Source organism: Paraburkholderia madseniana (assembly GCF_009690905.1).
Classification (GTDB): domain Bacteria; phylum Pseudomonadota; class Gammaproteobacteria; order Burkholderiales; family Burkholderiaceae; genus Paraburkholderia; species Paraburkholderia madseniana.
This window is the reverse complement of sequence record NZ_VOSW01000002.1, coordinates 25,225-41,353: the sequence shown is the minus strand read 5'-3', so window position 1 is coordinate 41,353 and position 16,129 is coordinate 25,225. Positions and strand designations below refer to the sequence as shown.

General features: G+C 62.8%; 15 protein-coding genes and 1 riboswitch. Of the genes, 5 read left to right on the top strand and 10 right to left on the bottom strand.

All coding sequences use genetic code 11. The features are described from left to right. The first annotated feature begins 91 nt into the window (after positions 1-91). On the top strand, positions 92-850 hold the full coding sequence (gene loiP / locus FSO04_RS01675; protein ID WP_154558069.1) for a metalloprotease LoiP: 759 nt from the start codon (positions 92-94) through the stop codon (positions 848-850). A 125-nt stretch (positions 851-975) separates the two neighbouring features. Here loiP and lnt read toward each other — a convergent pair whose 3' ends face one another. The 7 genes from lnt to FSO04_RS01640 all read right to left on the bottom strand — a co-directional run bounded on the left by lnt (position 976) and on the right by FSO04_RS01640 (position 8,811). Further along, positions 976-2,685 (bottom strand): apolipoprotein N-acyltransferase, encoded by a 1,710-nt coding sequence (gene lnt, locus FSO04_RS01670; protein ID WP_154558068.1) that lies wholly within the window; start codon positions 2,683-2,685, stop codon positions 976-978. A gap of 49 nt (positions 2,686-2,734) precedes the next feature. Next, the gene (locus tag FSO04_RS01665; protein WP_054034680.1) at positions 2,735-3,631 is read right to left on the bottom strand and encodes an HlyC/CorC family transporter; all 897 of its coding nucleotides are present in this window, start codon (positions 3,629-3,631) and stop codon (positions 2,735-2,737) included. A 242-nt stretch (positions 3,632-3,873) separates the two neighbouring features. Next, entirely contained in the window at positions 3,874-4,587 is a 714-nt protein-coding gene (locus tag FSO04_RS01660; RefSeq protein ID WP_168435533.1) for a gamma-glutamylcyclotransferase, read from the bottom strand. A 39-nt stretch (positions 4,588-4,626) separates the two neighbouring features. Further along, entirely contained in the window at positions 4,627-5,088 is a 462-nt protein-coding gene (ybeY, locus tag FSO04_RS01655) for an rRNA maturation RNase YbeY (RefSeq protein WP_154558067.1), read from the bottom strand. An 84-nt stretch (positions 5,089-5,172) separates the two neighbouring features. Then, positions 5,173-6,246 (bottom strand): PhoH family protein, encoded by a 1,074-nt coding sequence (locus FSO04_RS01650; protein ID WP_154558066.1) that lies wholly within the window; start codon positions 6,244-6,246, stop codon positions 5,173-5,175. Positions 6,247-6,292: 46 nt separating this feature from the next. After that, positions 6,293-7,666 (bottom strand): tRNA (N6-isopentenyl adenosine(37)-C2)-methylthiotransferase MiaB, encoded by a 1,374-nt coding sequence (gene miaB / locus FSO04_RS01645; RefSeq protein WP_154558065.1) that lies wholly within the window; start codon positions 7,664-7,666, stop codon positions 6,293-6,295. Positions 7,667-7,827: 161 nt separating this feature from the next. After that, positions 7,828-8,811, bottom strand: a complete 984-nt coding sequence (locus FSO04_RS01640) for a LysR family transcriptional regulator (RefSeq protein ID WP_154558064.1) — start codon at positions 8,809-8,811, stop codon at positions 7,828-7,830. 116 nt (positions 8,812-8,927) lie between these two features. Between FSO04_RS01640 and FSO04_RS01635 the strand changes: the two genes are divergently transcribed. From FSO04_RS01635 to ribB, 4 genes are all read left to right on the top strand, one after another. Next, complete coding sequence (locus FSO04_RS01635) at positions 8,928-9,329, top strand: VOC family protein (RefSeq protein ID WP_154558063.1); 402 nt, start codon at positions 8,928-8,930, stop codon at positions 9,327-9,329. A 31-nt stretch (positions 9,330-9,360) separates the two neighbouring features. Continuing rightward, positions 9,361-10,527 (top strand): MFS transporter, encoded by a 1,167-nt coding sequence (locus tag FSO04_RS01630; RefSeq protein WP_154558062.1) that lies wholly within the window; start codon positions 9,361-9,363, stop codon positions 10,525-10,527. Positions 10,528-10,766: 239 nt separating this feature from the next. Continuing rightward, positions 10,767-11,456, top strand: a complete 690-nt coding sequence (locus FSO04_RS01625; protein WP_054034477.1) for a helix-turn-helix domain-containing protein — start codon at positions 10,767-10,769, stop codon at positions 11,454-11,456. A gap of 134 nt (positions 11,457-11,590) precedes the next feature. Next, a riboswitch (FMN riboswitch) is annotated at positions 11,591-11,773 on the top strand. Positions 11,774-11,919: 146 nt separating this feature from the next. After that, positions 11,920-12,639 carry a 3,4-dihydroxy-2-butanone-4-phosphate synthase gene (gene ribB / locus FSO04_RS01620; RefSeq protein ID WP_171927487.1) on the top strand — a complete coding sequence of 240 codons (720 nt, stop codon included), beginning with the start codon at positions 11,920-11,922 and terminating at the stop codon, positions 12,637-12,639. A gap of 93 nt (positions 12,640-12,732) precedes the next feature. Here ribB and FSO04_RS01615 read toward each other — a convergent pair whose 3' ends face one another. The 3 genes from FSO04_RS01615 to glpK form a co-directional block, all read right to left on the bottom strand. Further along, positions 12,733-13,419 carry an HAD family hydrolase gene (locus FSO04_RS01615; RefSeq protein WP_154558060.1) on the bottom strand — a complete coding sequence of 229 codons (687 nt, stop codon included), beginning with the start codon at positions 13,417-13,419 and terminating at the stop codon, positions 12,733-12,735. Positions 13,420-13,615: 196 nt separating this feature from the next. Next, a complete protein-coding gene (locus FSO04_RS01610; RefSeq protein ID WP_154558059.1) occupies positions 13,616-14,329 on the bottom strand; it encodes an MIP/aquaporin family protein in 714 nt (237 codons plus the stop codon). A 92-nt stretch (positions 14,330-14,421) separates the two neighbouring features. Continuing rightward, positions 14,422-15,921, bottom strand: a complete 1,500-nt coding sequence (gene glpK, locus FSO04_RS01605) for a glycerol kinase GlpK (RefSeq protein ID WP_154558058.1) — start codon at positions 15,919-15,921, stop codon at positions 14,422-14,424. Positions 15,922-16,129 lie beyond the last annotated feature (208 nt).

Here is a 16,129-nt window from a genome sequence, read left to right as displayed (position 1 = left end):
TTTTTCTCCCGTGATTTGCGGCCATTGCGAATGGACGGTGCATTAAAACGCGCCGTCGATATTAATAACGTCCGCAAAAGAGACTTCCACCATGAAATCGTACCGCTTTGTTATTGCCGCTTCTGCCTGTGCGCTGTTTGCTGCGTGCTCGAACGTCAGCAACGTTAATCCGACTGCGCTGATCCAGTCCGGCCAGCAGGCCGCCCAGGCCGCCACACTCAGCGATGCTGATGTGCGTGCGCTGACCGACAAGTCGTGCGCGCAACTGGATAGTGAAAATCAGATTGCCGCCGCGAACAGCAAGTATCAGAAACGCCTGAACAAGATCGCCGCGCAACTGGGCAACAACATCAACGGCGTGCCGGTGAACTACAAGGTGTACGTAACCAAGGACGTCAATGCATGGGCGATGGCCAACGGCTGCGTGCGCGTCTATAGCGGTCTGATGGACATGATGAACGACAACGAAGTGCGCGGTGTGGTCGGCCACGAGATGGGCCACGTTGCGCTCGGCCATACGAAGAAGGCGATGCAGGTCGCGTACGCGACTTCGGCGGCGCGTTCGGTGGCATCGTCGGCGGGTGGTGTGGCGGGGGCGTTGTCCGGTTCGCAGCTTGGCGATTTTTCCGAGAAGCTGATTAATGCGCAGTTCTCGCAAACTCAGGAAAGCGCGGCCGACGATTATTCATTCGACTTGCAGAAAAAGAAGAATCTCGATCCGTCGGGATTGGTGACGGCGTTCAACAAGCTCGCACAACTGGATGGCGGCAAGTCGAGCATGTTGAGTTCGCATCCGGCTTCACCGGCGCGCGCCCAACATATTCAGCAGCGGATCGCATCGAATCAGTAAAGCCTGATTTTTTGTAAACGCGCGCTCACGGGGTTCCGGAGCGCGCGTTTTTCTATTGGGGCGAGATTCACCACTGTGCTTTCACGTTTAAACGGCATGCGCACAGTCACGCCGTTTATCGCGAGTTATTTCTTACCGCTTTGCCGCCGCGTAATCCCCGGGCCGAATGCAAACCCGAACGCCAGCAGCAATAACGAAACTGCCAGCACCGTGTTATTGCCACTCGTCACATAGGGCGTGCTGCCCGAGGTGCCTTGCACCGTCACATCGAGCGAGCCGATCGTGTACGGCGTCAGGCGTCCGATCACCTTGCCGTTGGCGTCGATCGCGGCGGTCATGCCGGTGTTGGTCGCGCGCAGCATCGGTCTGCCGGTTTCCAGCGAACGCATGCGCGCAATCTGCAGATGCTGATCCAGCGCGATCGTGTCGCCGAACCAGGCGAGATTGGTCGAGTTGACCAGTACACCTGCGGGCGTGTCGCTCTCGCGAATGTTTCGCGCAATCTCCTCGCCGAAAATATCCTCGTAGCAGATGTCGACCGAGACCGGCTGGTTATGCACGATAAACGGCTTCTGCACTGGCGCGCCGCGCGCGAAATCGCCGAGCGGAATGCTCATCAGATTCACGAACCAGCGAAAGCCCCACGGCACGAATTCGCCGAATGGCACGAGATGGTGTTTGTCGTAGCGATATACGTCGCGCGTGCCCGGCGTGACGCCGAACAGGCTGTTCGTATAGTCGATCACCTGGCCTTCCGGCGTAATCGTGCCGCCGATCGCGCCGAACACGATCGCAGTGCCGGTCGTGTCCGAAAAGTTGCGCACCGCCGACGCGAACTGCGGCGGCAATTGCTGCGCGAGCACCGGAATGGCGGTTTCCGGCGTGACAATCAGGTCGGCGGGCTTCGACGTGATCATCTGCTGATACTGGTCGATCGCGGCGCGCATGCCGGATTCTTCGAACTTCATTTCCTGTTTGACGTTGCCTTGCAGGAGGCGCACCGTCAGCGGTGCGTTGGCGGGCAGGGTCCATTGCGCGAGCGGCAGCAGCAGGCCGGCCGCGATCAGCGCAACCGCGATTCCCGCCGGCATAGCAACGCGTGCGACGCCGCGTTTGCCCTCATTGCCGCCGTCGGCGGTATCGAGCTGCCCGCGCGAAGGCAACAGCGGCATCAGCGCCTGCACGATCAAAGCCGCGACCAGCGCCAGCATCCAGCCGACGCCGTACACGCCCGCCATGGGCGCAAACCCGGCGAACGGCCCGTCAACCTGCGCATAACCGCTCGCGAGCCACGGAAAACCGGTGAACACGGTGCCGCGCAGCCATTCACCGATCGCCCACGCGCTCGCAAACGCCAGCGCGCCGTGCCAGGTCGGCGAGAACGGCTTGTCGGTATCGGCCGCGCCGTTGCGCGCGTGCCCCGCGCAGAACGACCAGACGCCGGCAGCCAGCGCCGGATACACCGCCAGATACAGCGTGAACAGCACGACCGCGGCGCCCGCCAGCGGTGCGGCCATGCCACCGTAGTCGTGCATGCTGACGTACAGCCACCATACGCCGGTGACGTAGTTGCCGAAGCCGAATGCGCCGCCCGTCAGCGCGGCGCTTTTCCAGCCGGTCGTGCGCGTGAGCCATGCGAAAAAGAACGCGAAGATCACGAGTTCGAGCCAGCCGCCATGAGGCGTTGGCGCGAAAGACAGCGTATTGGCCGCACCAGCGACCAGCGCGACGAGGTAATGCCAGCGGGGCAGTGCACGGCCGCGCGCTTCCCGGGTGGCAGGGGCGGCAGAGGCACTCACGCCGCGGCGCGAACGGGATGTAATCGGGTCGGCCATTGTTGCGCGGTCGGCGTGAGGAGTTGAAGAAGCGAGGAAAAGGAGCGGATCAGGTCTGCACGTGCTGTGCTTCGCGCTCGCGCTGGCCGGCGAGCGGGTCGCGGCGCACCAGCAGCATGTGAATCTGGCGGGCGTCGCCGCGCAGAATCTCGAAGATCAGATCGTCGAGGCGGACTTTTTCGCCGCGATGCGGCACCCGTCCGAAATGATGCGTGACGAGACCGCCGATCGTATCGACTTCGTCGTCCGGGAAATGCGTGCCGAAGGACTCGTTGAACTGCTCGATCTCCGTGAGCGCGCGCACGCGGAAGCGGCCGTCCGGCGAGGCGATGATGTTGCCGCTTTCCTCGTCGAAATCGTATTCGTCTTCGATATCGCCGACGATCTGTTCCAGCACGTCTTCGATCGTGATCAGGCCGGCCACGCCGCCGTATTCGTCGACCACCACCGCGAGGTGATTGCGATTCACGCGGAAGTCGTGCAGCAGCACATTCAGGCGCTTGGACTCCGGAATGAAGACAGCGGGGCGCAGCATGCCGCGCACGTCGAATTCGTCTTCGGCGTAGTAGCGCAGCAGATCTTTCGCGAGCAGCACGCCAATGATGTTGTCGCGATTGCCTTCGAACACCGGATAGCGCGAGTGCGCCTTTTCCAGCACGTAGGGAATGAATTCAGCGGGGTTGTCCGCGATGTTGATCGCGTCCATTTGAGCACGCGGCACCATGATGTCGCGGGCGCTGAGTTCGGACACCTGGAATACGCCCTCGATCATCGACAGCGAGTCGGCGTCGATCAGGTTGCGCTCGTGCGCGTCCTGGAGGATTTCAAGGAGTTCGGCCCGCGAGTCGGGTTCGGGCGAGATGAAGTCGGTCAGACGCTCGAGGAGTGAGCGTTTTTCCTGTGGTTTGTCGCTAGTTCGGTGTCGACTGGGATACGTGTCGTTCATGGTAGTGCGCCCGGCGAGACTGGGCGCGCTGTTGCAGAGCATTAAGGATACACCAGGCACATGGCAGGACCGTGTCCTGCCGGGCTGGGCGATGAGCGAAGCAGTGATGAACCCGCCCGGCCGCGTGCGGTGGGCATGGGTCAATCCTAACTGATTACGCGAAGAAAAGCGTTTTCGAGCAAAAAAGTACGGCGTGTGGTGGAGTGTGGCGGCGCGCTGCAGTGCGTTCGGCTGCGCGCGGCTTATTGTGCCGATCCTTGGCCCGTTTGCCGGTCAGCGTCATGACCGGCCTCGCGGTTTTCCTCCCGGCAACGCTCGAGCAGCGCTTCGAGCGCGCGGTCGGGCATGCCGCTTTCGCGCAGCGCGTGCACAGTGCGGCTGACGTAGTCGAGCGTGGTGCCGTAGCGACCGCTCGCGCAGCCGAACACGGTTTTGACGACCTCGTCGCGCAGCTTGCCGGTATAGGTCGGTACGTCACGCCGCATCACGAACGCGAGCGCGTCGACGCGCCGGCCGTCTGCGAGCACGCAGGGCAGCCACGTCGGGCGATACGAACCCATCGGCATTTCACGGCGCCACAGCGCTTCCAGATGCGGCATCGCGCCCTCGGCGGCGAGGCGGAAGGCGATGCCGGAGCACGAGCCGCCGCGATCGAGCGCGAGCACGAGGCCCGGCTGTTCGGGCGTGCCACGATTCACGCGCGACCACAGATACAGTCCGCGGTGATAACCGTGCACTTTCGAGCGGGCCGCTTCGACGGAAGGCAGACCGGGATTCCAGATCAGCGAACCATAACCGAACAGCCACAGATCGCTCTTGCGGTCCCAGTCGCGCAACGTGCATTCGAGCGACGCGCGCAACTCCTCGTCCGTCAGCAGCCGCGGTTCGCCGAGCGCGGGCGGGTAGTCCGGGCAGGGCGTGGTTCGCGTATCGGTTTCAGGGGAGGACGTGCTCACGGTGGTTTCTGACGGAGAGGGTAAAGAGGTTGGGAAAGACTATTGGTAAGGATCCGGGAACCCGAGCTTGCCGAGAATTTCGGTTTCGATCGCTTCCATCTCCTCGGCTTCTTCCTCGACCTCGTGGTCGTAGCCTTGCGCATGGAGGGTGCCGTGCACCAGCAGATGCGCGTAGTGCGCGATCAGCGGCTTACCCTGTTCGGCGGCTTCTTTTTCGACCACCGGACAGCACAGGATCAGATCGCCCGTCACCGGATCGTCTTCCGATTCGGCGTACGCAAACGTCAGCACATTGGTCGAGTAATCCTTGCCGCGATAGGTGCGGTTCAGCGTGCGGCCTTCGTCGGCATCGACGAAACGCACGGTCAGCTCGCCGTCCGCGAAGAGCGCCGCCTTGATCCAGCCGGCCACGGTGGCGCGCGGCAGCAGCGCCTTATGTTCCGGCCAGGTCTTGGCGGCAGGGAATTGCAGATTCAACGTCAGTTTCGGTGCGCGGCTCATGCTTGTTCGGTTTGTTGCCTGGTTTGCTGCGGCCTGTCCAGTGGAGTTCGGCGCAAAATTAACGACGTAAATCAACGACGCAATCTAGCGCGAATCCGCCGGACTGGCGGTTTTCTGCGAATGCGCATCGTACGCCTCCACAATTCGCGCGACCAGCGGATGCCGCACCACGTCCGCGCTCGTGAAGCGGGTGAGCGCAATGCCGCGCACGTCCGCCAGCACCTGCTGCGCTTCGATCAGCCCGCTCTTCGCGCCACGCGGCAAGTCGACCTGGGTCGTGTCGCCGGTGACCACCGCCTTCGAGCCGAAGCCGATCCGCGTGAGGAACATTTTCATCTGTTCGGGCGTGGTGTTCTGCGCCTCGTCGAGGATGATGAACGCGTGATTCAGCGTGCGGCCGCGCATGTAGGCGAGCGGCGCGATTTCGATCATCTGCCGCTCGAACATCTTGGCGGTCTTGTCGAAGCCGAGCAGGTCGTATAGCGCGTCATACAAAGGACGCAGATACGGATCGACCTTCTGCGCCAGATCGCCCGGCAGGAAGCCAAGGCGTTCGCCCGCTTCGACGGCCGGACGCGTCAACACGATGCGTTTGACCTGGTCGCGCTCCAGCGCGTCCACCGCGCAAGCCACCGCGAGATAGGTCTTGCCCGTTCCGGCGGGACCGATGCCGAAAGTCACGTCGTGCGAAATGATCTGCTTCAGATACTCGCGTTGCATCGGCGTGCGGCCGCGCAGATCGGCGCGGCGTGTGTACAGCTTCGGGCCGAGTTCTTCGAGATCGTCGTCACCGCTGTCGGCGGGCTGGTCGAACGGGTGATCCGGATTGCCCGGAAAGCGCGGGTCCAGCGCTTCCGTGCCATGGCCGTTGCCGTTCGCGCGATGGCGTGCCGGCTGACGCACTTCAACGAGCGCGAGCTGGATGTCGTCGACCGACAGGGGCTTCTGCGAGTTGTCGTAGAACTTTTCGAGCGCGGTAAGCGCAAGTTTCGCGCCGCGCCCGCGAATCGTGATGCGGTGGCCACGGCGTTGCAGCGTCACGTCGAGCGCCTGCTCGATCTGCCGCAGATTTTCGTCGAGCGGTCCGCAGAGGTTGGCGAGCCGCGCGTTGTCGTCGCGCGAAGCGGTGAATTCCAGATGCTGCTGAGTGGTCTTCAAGGCGGAGGATCGATCCTGTGGGGTTCGTGACGCTGGCTGGCGTCGCTCAGTGGGTGGTTGCGGGCGCGTCGTCGTGCACCAGCACGAGTTCGCCACGCAACGAATGTGGGTACGCATGGACGATTTTCACGTCCACCATCTGGCCGATCAACCGTGCGTGCGACGCGACCGGCGCCGGAAAATTCACCACGCGGTTGTTCTCGGTGCGGCCCGCGAGTTCGTTTGGGTCCTTGCGCGCCGGGCGCTCGACCAGAATCCGCTCGATCTTGCCGACCATCGAATCGCTGATGCGCTGCACGTTCTCTTCGATCGTAGCCTGCAAATGTTGCAGACGTTTGAGCTTCACTTCACGCGGGGTGTCGTCGTGCAGATTCGCGGCCGGCGTGCCGGGACGCGGGCTGTAGATGAACGAGAAGCTGGTGTCGTACTTCAGCTCGTGCACCAGCGCCATCATCTTGTCGAAGTCTTCTTCCGTCTCGCCCGGGAAGCCGACGATCATGTCCGTCGACAACGACAGGTCAGGGCGGATCGCGCGCAGCTTGCGGATCACCGATTTGTATTCGAGCACGGTGTAGCCACGCTTCATCGCCATCAGAATGCGGTCGGAGCCGTGCTGCACCGGCAGATGCAGGTGGCTGACGAGCTTCGGCACCTTGGCGTAGGTGTCGATCAGGCGCTGCGTGAATTCCTTCGGATGCGACGTGGTGTAGCGAATCCGTTCGATGCCAGGAATGTCCGCGACGTATTCGATCAACTGGGCGAAGTCGGCGATTTCCGACGAACCGAGCGTGATGCCGGCGCGGTAAGCATTCACGTTCTGGCCGAGCAGCGTGACTTCGCGCACGCCCTGGTCGGCGAGGCCGGCGATTTCGGTCAGCACGTCGTCGAGCGGACGCGACACTTCTTCACCGCGCGTGTACGGCACGACGCAGTAGCTGCAGTACTTGCTGCACCCTTCCATGATCGACACGAACGCGCTCGCGCCATCGACGCGCGCCGGCGGCAGGTGATCGAACTTTTCGATTTCCGGGAACGAGATGTCGACCTGAGCGCGGCCGCTTTCGCGGCGCTTGTCGATCATTTGCGGCAGACGGTGCAGCGTTTGCGGCCCGAACACCAGATCGACATACGGTGCGCGCGCAACGATCGACGCGCCTTCCTGGCTCGCCACGCAACCGCCCACGCCGATGATCAGATTCGGGTTCGCTTCTTTCAACTCGCGCACACGGCCGAGTTCGGAGAAGACTTTCTCCTGCGCTTTTTCGCGCACCGAGCAGGTGTTGAAGAGAATGACGTCCGCGTCTTCCGGGGTGTCGGTCTTGACGAGGCCTTCAGCCGCGCCGAGTACGTCGACCATCTTGTCGGAGTCGTACTCGTTCATCTGGCAGCCGTAGGTCTTTACATAAACTTTCTTGGTCATCGATTTTCGCCGGTCGCAGTGGTTAACCTGGGGGCGTCGTTTAAAAGGTGGAGAGAGGTGAAAACGTGCGGACTGCCCGCGGGGCGGCGCCTGGGCTTGCTTGAGCCCGCTTGAGCCTATTTCGGTCCACTTTCAATGCACGTTTGCAGCGTAGCTCAATATTATAGCCCTTCACCGGATGCGGTTTCCGCGGCCGCCTTGGCTCGCGGCCGCTCCGGCGGCAAGCCCAGCAGGCCTTCCAGTTCGTCCGACACCTGCGCGAAGCGCTCGCTCAGAAAATCGAGCAGCACGCGCACGCGCGGCGCCATGAAACGGTTGCGGTGGTAGAGCGCGTGCAACGGCGCGTCCGGGTAGCGCCATTCGGGCAGCAGGATTTTCAGGCAGTCGCTCCGCAAGTCCGCTTCCACGTCCCACATCGACTTGATGACGATCCCGTAGCCGCGCCGCGCCCATTCGCGGGCGACGGCGCCGTCGTTGGTTTCCCGGGACGTTTCGAACGGCACCGTGTAGTGCTGCACTTCGTCGCCGCGCGTGAAACGCCATTCGTTGGCCGGGCCGGATGCGGTGCCGAGCACGATGCAGTCGAAATTCGCCAGATCGTTCGGGTCTTTCGGCTCGCCCTTGCGTGCGATGTAGTCCGGCGACGCGCACAGCACACGGCGGTTCGGCGCCAGTTTGCGGGCGATGAGCGAGCTGTCCTGCGGCACGCCGAAGCGGATCGCCAGATCAATGTCTTCCTGCACCAGATTCGACAGCGAGTCCGACAGCGTCAGCGCGAAAGTGACTTCCGGATAAAGCGCGTTGAACTCGTCGAGCCAATGCATCAGCAGGTTGCGACCGAAGTCCGAGGTCGCGGAGATCCGCACCTTGCCGCGCACCACGCCCTGGCCGGCTTGCAGCGCGGCTTCGGCGTCGTCGAGCGATTGCAGCGCCTGGCGACAGCAGTTCAGGTAGAGGCGGCCTTCGTCCGTGAGCCTGAGCTGACGGGTGGTGCGCTCGAACAGGCGCGTTTTCAGCCCGGTTTCGAGTTTGGCCAGCCGCGCGCTGGCGGCGGCCGGCGTCAGGCCCATCTTGCGGCCCGCCGCCGACAGGCTGCCCTGCTGCGCCGCTTCCACGAACAGGCGGATGTCACCGAGGTTGTCCATCGCGATCTTTCAAATAGATTTGAAAATGCTTCAAATGCTACGCCAATTATCAAACTGGCGTGTTCCGCTCACAATGCACTCCTCGTAAACCCTTTGTGCTCCGTGCAGCCCACGCCATGCAACTCGATCACGCAACGATCGTCACCGCTGACCTCGAGACCGCCCGACGTTTCTTCGTCGACGTCGCCGGGCTGACGGAGGGCGCGCGTCCGCCGTTTTCGATCGACGGCTACTGGCTGTATGCGAACGGCCGGCCGGTGATTCATCTGATCGATGCGACGGTGCCCGCCGTAGCGGGCAGGGCCATGCCGCGCATCGACCATGTCGCCTTCCGGCTGGAAAGTGCCGACGAATGGGCGACGCTCTTGCGGCGCGTGCATGCGGCGGACCTGCTTTATCAGCTTGCCGAAGTGCCGCAGATGGGGCCGCAGCAAGCCGAACAGCAGCTTTTCGTCGCGCTCGCGCCGGGTGTGGTCATCGAATTCGTGACGGCGCTGCGCAACGCCCACCGTGGCTAACACGCTCAACTTTAGAACCTGGAGTAGAAAAATGCCCATTCCATTACTGGCGCTCGCGATTAGCGCTTTCGCGATCGGCACGACCGAGTTCGTGATCATGGGCTTGCTGCCCGAGGTCGCGCGCGATCTGACTGTGTCGATTCCCTCGGCCGGTTTGCTGGTGAGCGGCTATGCGCTCGGCGTCGCCGTCGGTGCGCCGCTGCTCGCCGTGGTCACCAGCAAGATGCCGCGCAAACTCGCGTTGCAGTTGCTGATGGGCGTGTTCATCGTCGGCAATACGCTGTGCGCGATTGCGTCCAGCTATTCGGTGCTGATGATCGCGCGCGTGGTGACGTCGTTCGCGCATGGCTCGTTCTTTGGCATCGGTGCGGTGGTGGCGGCTTCGCTCGTGCCGGCTGAAAAGCGGGCAAGCGCCATTGCGCTGATGTTCACCGGCTTGACGCTCGCGAATGTACTCGGCGTGCCGTTCGGGACTTTCGTCGGCCAGGAGTTTGGCTGGCGTGCGGCGTTCTGGATCGTCAGCGCATTTGGCGTGCTGTCGCTGGCGGGCGTGTCGCTGCTGGTGCCAAATCGCCATGATTCCGGCCCGGTTGGTCTGGGTCACGAAGTGCGCGTGCTGAAGGACCCGCAAGTTTGGACTGCGCTCGCGATGACCGTGCTGGGCTTCGGTGGTGTGTTCGTCGTGTTCACCTATATCGCGCCGATTCTCGAACAGGTCAGCGGTTTCTCGCCGCGTGGTGTCACGCTGATTCTGGTGCTGTTCGGCGTCGGTCTCACGATCGGCAACACCGTGGGCGGCAAGCTCGCGGATCGCGCGTTGATGCCTTCGCTGATGGGAATCCTGGTGGCGCTCGCGGTAGTCATGGCGATCTTCGCGCGTACCAGCCACTCGCAGGTGGCGGCGGCGATTACCATTTTCGTGTGGGGCATTGCGGCGTTCGCGACGGTGCCGCCGTTGCAGATGCGTGTGGTCGAGAAGGCCGCCGCCGCGCCGAATCTGGCTTCGACGCTGAACATCGGTGCGTTCAACGTGGGCAATGCGGGCGGCGCGTGGCTCGGCGGTCTGGTGATCAATCACGGCCATTCGCTCGATACGCTGCCGTGGGTTGCGGCAGCGGTTAGCGTGGTGGCGTTGTTGCTCACGTGGTTCGCGGCGCGGATGGATGCGCCGGCAAGGACCGTGGCGCAAGGCGCCTGAGTCTGCGTGGGCGCACCTGACGTCCACGGATCCAGATGTGGTTGAGTGCGTGTGAGCGTGCTCAACCACATCTGCCCCAGACACGCCCATATGAAAAATTCGCACAAGCTTTGCGAGAATCGTCCTCCGCAATGCTGATAACAGTGTGAAGATAACTTCGTTGGGCGCGGCGGGGCGCAGTGCTATCTTGCTTCCACTAACCGCTTGCCCGCCGTCCGGCGGCGCTCCTGGAGGCAATCATGCATTCCCCGCTTGCGCTGGTTCGCGATCCCACGGCTGACACCGATGCGTCGCCGCGTGCCGCTGAACCTTTCGATGCTCTTGAACATCTGGTCGGCGTGAATCTCGCCCGTTTGCGCGCCGAGCGCCAACTTTCGCTTGACGCTCTCGCCCGCGCCTCGGGCGTCTCGCGAGCGATGCTCGCGCAGATCGAGTCGGCGCGCAGCGTGCCGTCGATCAAGGTGCTCTGCAAAGTGGCATCGGCGTTGAAGGTTTCGGTGGCGGCGTTCTTGCGGCGTCATGCGACCAACGGCTTCGAGCATTTGCCGGCGGAGCGTTCGTCGCGGCTCGTCAGTTCGAATGGGCGCTACTCGGCCCGGCCGCTTTATCCCGACGCCGAACCGACCGCCGCCGAGTTTCACGAGCTGCGTATCGCGCCGTTGCATACCGAGGCCGGCACGCGCCGCGCGCCGGGCACCACGGTGAATCTGGTGGTCAGCGAAGGCACGCTGGAAGTCAGCGTGCACGACCAGCGCCAATTGCTGGCCACGGGCGACGCAATCGTGTTCGATGCCGACCAGCCGCACAGCCTGCGCAATCCCGGCGACACCGAAGCGCGCGCGTTTCGCGTCACGTTGAAGGCGGAAACGCCGCCGCGCTGGGATGTGCCCGCGCCGCACGATTTGACACGCCAGGCCGCGCCGGTTTGACGAATGCGGTTTTTCAGGCGGATGTGCTGTCAAAATCGGCGGTGAAGCCGAGATGTCCGTCTAGCCAGTAGGGGTTGCGCTGCAGGTTTCGCGCGACTGTTGTATTCTTTGCCGGCCGGTCAATCCGGCAATCAGTGCGTCTTCAGGGCGGGGCGAAATTCCCCACCGGCGGTATGCCGGCAGCGCGAAAGCGTGAGCCGGTGAGCCCGCGAGCGCCCGCTTCGTTCAGCTTTCAGCGTATCGAAAGCGCAGTGGGGTCAGCAGATCTGGTGAGAAGCCAGAGCCGACGGTTAGAGTCCGGATGGAAGAAGATGTGCAGATAGTCATGTTCGTTTCCGTGATGCCGCCAGAGGTTCGGGCGGTGCGCGAGCGCCGCTTTGCGCGGCGTTCAACGGCGCGTCTTTGTCTGTTTGCAATGCCCTGAAACGTTTTTCGCCCAACTTTTGCGATGAGCGTTTCAACTATGTCCTTTGCTACTTTTCCTGCTCCGTCGGTGATTGCGGATAGCGCGTCACTTGACCTCCCGCTGCTCGCCACCGAGCCCGTTCCGCCGCGTATCGCCGCCGCCTTGCAAGCCATGCGCGATGGCCGCGCTGTCGTCCTGCAAGACGATCACGACCGCGAGAACGAAGCCGATCTGATCGTTTCCGCCGAGCGTCTTTCCGTCGAAACCATGGCCTTGCTGATCCGCGAATGCAGCGGCATCGTCTGCCTGTGCCTGCCCGACGAGAAGATCCGCGCACTCGAACTGCCGCCGATGTCTGTCAACAACGAGAGCCGTCACGGCACCGCGTTCACGGTCTCGATCGAAGCGCGCGATGGGGTGACCACCGGCGTGTCCGCACTCGATCGCGTGACGACAATCCGCGCGGCTATCAGCGATACGGCGAAACCTGCCGACATCGTGCGTCCGGGACACGTGTTTCCGCTGCGTGCACAACCAGGCGGCGTGCTCGCGCGTCGCGGCCACACCGAAGGCACGGTCGATCTGGCGATTCTCGCGGGTCTGAAGCCGGCCGGCGTGCTGTGCGAGCTGATGAACGCGGACGGCACGATGACGCGCGGCGCGGATGTGGAGCGCTTCGCTCAACAACACAATCTGCCGATGCTGACGATCGCCGAGCTGGTGGAATTCCGCCAGGCGCTGGCGACGGCGCGCGAATGCGTCGCGGATGAGGTTTGATGCGTTAGAAAAAACCCCGCGCTCGGAAAAGCGCGGGGTTTCTCAGGATTCTGAAGCCGGCAATTGCAGCCGGCTTTTTTATTGCTGCATCCGTTAAGACTGCACGTCGCCAAACTCGCCGCGCACACCGGCCTCGACCAGCGCGGGCAGTTCATCCATATGCTTCATGATGCGTGTCATGCCCATCTTGCGCAGCGCGTCCGCATAACCGTCGGGGATGTGGCTCGCACCGACGAAAGCAATCGTCTTCATGCCCGCCGCTCGTGCCGCATTCAAACCGGCCACGCTGTCTTCCACGACGACGCAGCGCGAGGGCTCCACGCCCAGCGTCTTCGCAGCGAACAGATACACGTCCGGATAAGGCTTGGGCCGCGCGACCTGTTCGGCGCTGAAAATCCGCTCGCCGAAAATCTGCTGCAAACCCGCGCGCCGCACCGACGCATTCACGCGCGCCATCCGGCTGTTCGACACGACCGCGGCCGGCAGCGTCACGCGTTGCAAGGCGTCGCGCACGCCGTTGATCGGGCTGAGCGACGCCGCGAGTTCAAGCTCGACATTGTGTTCAATCGTATTGAAGAAATCGGCAGGCAGCGTGATATCGAACGACTTCTCGATGCCTTCGAGAAAGCGCGAGGTCTGCTGGCCGAACGCCGTCTTGACGACGGGTTCGAAGTCGAGGCCGGGGAAGGTGGCGGACAGCGTTTCGAGCATTACGCGGTCAGCGATGATTTCGCTGTCGACGAGCACGCCGTCGCAGTCACAGATGAGGTGGTCGATCATGCTTTAAAACGGGAAGCGAGAGGCACGCGAGCAAGACAGTTGCAAGCTCATGCGCGGAGATTGAAAGCATCATGATACGTGCTTTGACGCCGCGTGCGCGGCGCCTTCGCTTGCCGTCGGCGCTCATTTGCGCCGTGGGAGCGTGATCAGTGCGCCTTGTGCGGGCCCCATATACGCTCCCACGTGCGGTGCAGAATCAGTGCGCGTGCAGATACAAATACAGCCCTGTTGCCGCCGCGCCGCCCAACAACGGACCGCACACCGGAATCCACGAATAACGCCAGTCGCTGTCACGTTTGCCCGGAATCGGCAGCAGCGCGTGCATCAGACGCGGCGACAGGTCGCGCGCGGGGCTCATCGCGTAACCGGTCGGGCCACCGAGCGAAATGCCGATGCCGAGTACCAGCAGGCCGACCGGCAGCGCGTCGAGCGCACCGAGGCCAACTTGCGGCGAAGCCAGATACAGCACGCCGAGAATCAGCACGAACGTCGCGATCATTTCAGTGAGCAGGTTATGCGGCACGCTGCGAATCGCGGGCGACGTGCAGAACACGCCGAGCTTCACGTCGGCATCGCCTTCCTTATTGAAGTGCTGACGATACGCGAGCCACACGAGCAGGGCGCCCGCCATCCCGCCGAGCATCTGCGCCGCGATGTAGCCCGGCACTTTGAGCCACGCGAATTTGCCTGCCAGCGCGAGGCTGATCGTGACCACAGGATTCAGGTGCGCGCCGCTGTACGATGCCGTGACGTACACGGCGATGAACACGGCCATCGCCCAGCCCATCACGATCACGATCAGGTCCGCGCCTTTGCCCTTGGTGCGCGCGAGCAGCACGTTGGCAACCGCGCCGTTGCCGAGCAGCACGAGGAGCGCGGTGCCGATGAATTCCGCAATGTAAGGAGACATGATTTGGTATCCGAAATATAGTTGTTAGGGAAGCCGCTGGATAGGCGGCTTCGTTATGTCGAAAGGTGTCTTATGGAACCGGTGGAAAGCAATCAGGGCGTGTCGGCCCAGGCCTTCGCGGCGCGGATCGCGCGCTGCCAGCCGTCGAGGCACTCCTTGACGTCAGCGTGCGGCAGGGCAGGCGTGAAACGACGATCGAGCGCCCACTGGCTTTTCAGTTCGTTCACGTCTTTCCAGTAGCCGACTGCGAGACCGGCCAGATACGCCGCGCCCAATGCGGTCGTCTCCGATATCTTCGGACGCACTGCGTCCACGCCGAGAATGTCCGCCTGGAATTGCATCAGCAGATTGTTCGCGCAAGCGCCGCCGTCCACACGCAATTCGCCGATGCGAATGCCGGAGTCGGCCTCCATCGCTTTCAGCACGTCGAGCGACTGATACGCGATCGAGTCGAGCGCGGCGCGAGCGATGTGCGCCGAACTCGTGCCGCGCGTCACACCGAACAGCGTGCCGCGAGCCCGTGCATTCCAGTGCGGCGCACCGAGGCCTGCAAACGCGGGCACCAGATACACGCCATCACTATGCGGCACGCTGCGCGCCATCGTTTCGATCTCGGCTGCGTTCTTGATGATGCCGAGGCCGTCGCGCAACCATTGCACTACCGCGCCGCCGATGAAGATGCTGCCTTCGAGCGCGTAGTTGATCTGGTCGCCGATCTGCCACGCAATGGTGGTGACGAGATTGTTCTTCGATTCGATCGGCTTGTCGCCGGTGTTCATCACGAGGAAGCAGCCGGTACCGTAGGTGTTCTTCACCATGCCCGACTCCGTGCACATCTGGCCGAACAGGGCCGCGTGCTGATCGCCGGCGATGCCCGCGAGCGGAATCTTGGAGGCGAACACGGTGGTCTTGGTCGGCCCGTACACTTCCGACGATGCACGCACTTCCGGCAGCATGTTGCGCGGAATGTCGAGCGCTTCGAGCAGTTCGTCGTCCCACTTCAGCGTGTGGATATTGAACAGCATCGTGCGCGACGCGTTGGTCACGTCGGTGACGTGCAGACCACCTTTGGTGAAATTCCAAACCAGCCAGCTATCCACCGTGCCGAAGGCGAGGCGGCCTTGCTTCGCTTTTTCGCGTGCGCCTTCGACGTTGTCGAGAATCCAGCGGATCTTGGTCGCCGAGAAGTACGAGTCGATCGGCAGACCGGTTTTCGCGCGGACTTTCTCTTCGAGACCTTGCTCTTTGAGCTGATCGCAGAAGTCGGCGGTGCGGCGGTCTTGCCAGACGATCGCGTTATAAATCGGATGACCGGTTTCGCGGTCCCACACGATGGTGGTCTCACGCTGATTGGTAATGCCGATCGCGGCAATCGAGGTGCCGTTCATGCCGGCACGCGTGACCGCTTCGGCGGCGACGCCGGCCTGGGTCGACCAGATTTCCTGCGGGTCGTGTTCGACCCAACCCGGACGTGGATAGATTTGCTGGAATTCTTTCTGAGCGGTCGACACGATATTGCCGAGCCGGTCAAACAGCATCGCGCGGGAGCTGGTGGTGCCTTGGTCAAGCGCGAGGATGTACTGATCCTGCATTGTCTCTTCTCCATGTGTTTTATGAATCGCCGGATTGCTGACCGGCGACGGGAACGGCTTGTTGTTTTAAGCGGGCTGCAACAGTTTGAGCGTGTGCGTCCCGGCTTTGTCAGTAGCCGAGGGGTGAAAATTCGTTCGGGTCATGCGGGTCCATTCACGTAGCGAGGCCGTGTTGCGATAGCCTGACCCAGGTGGTCTGGCTATGCGG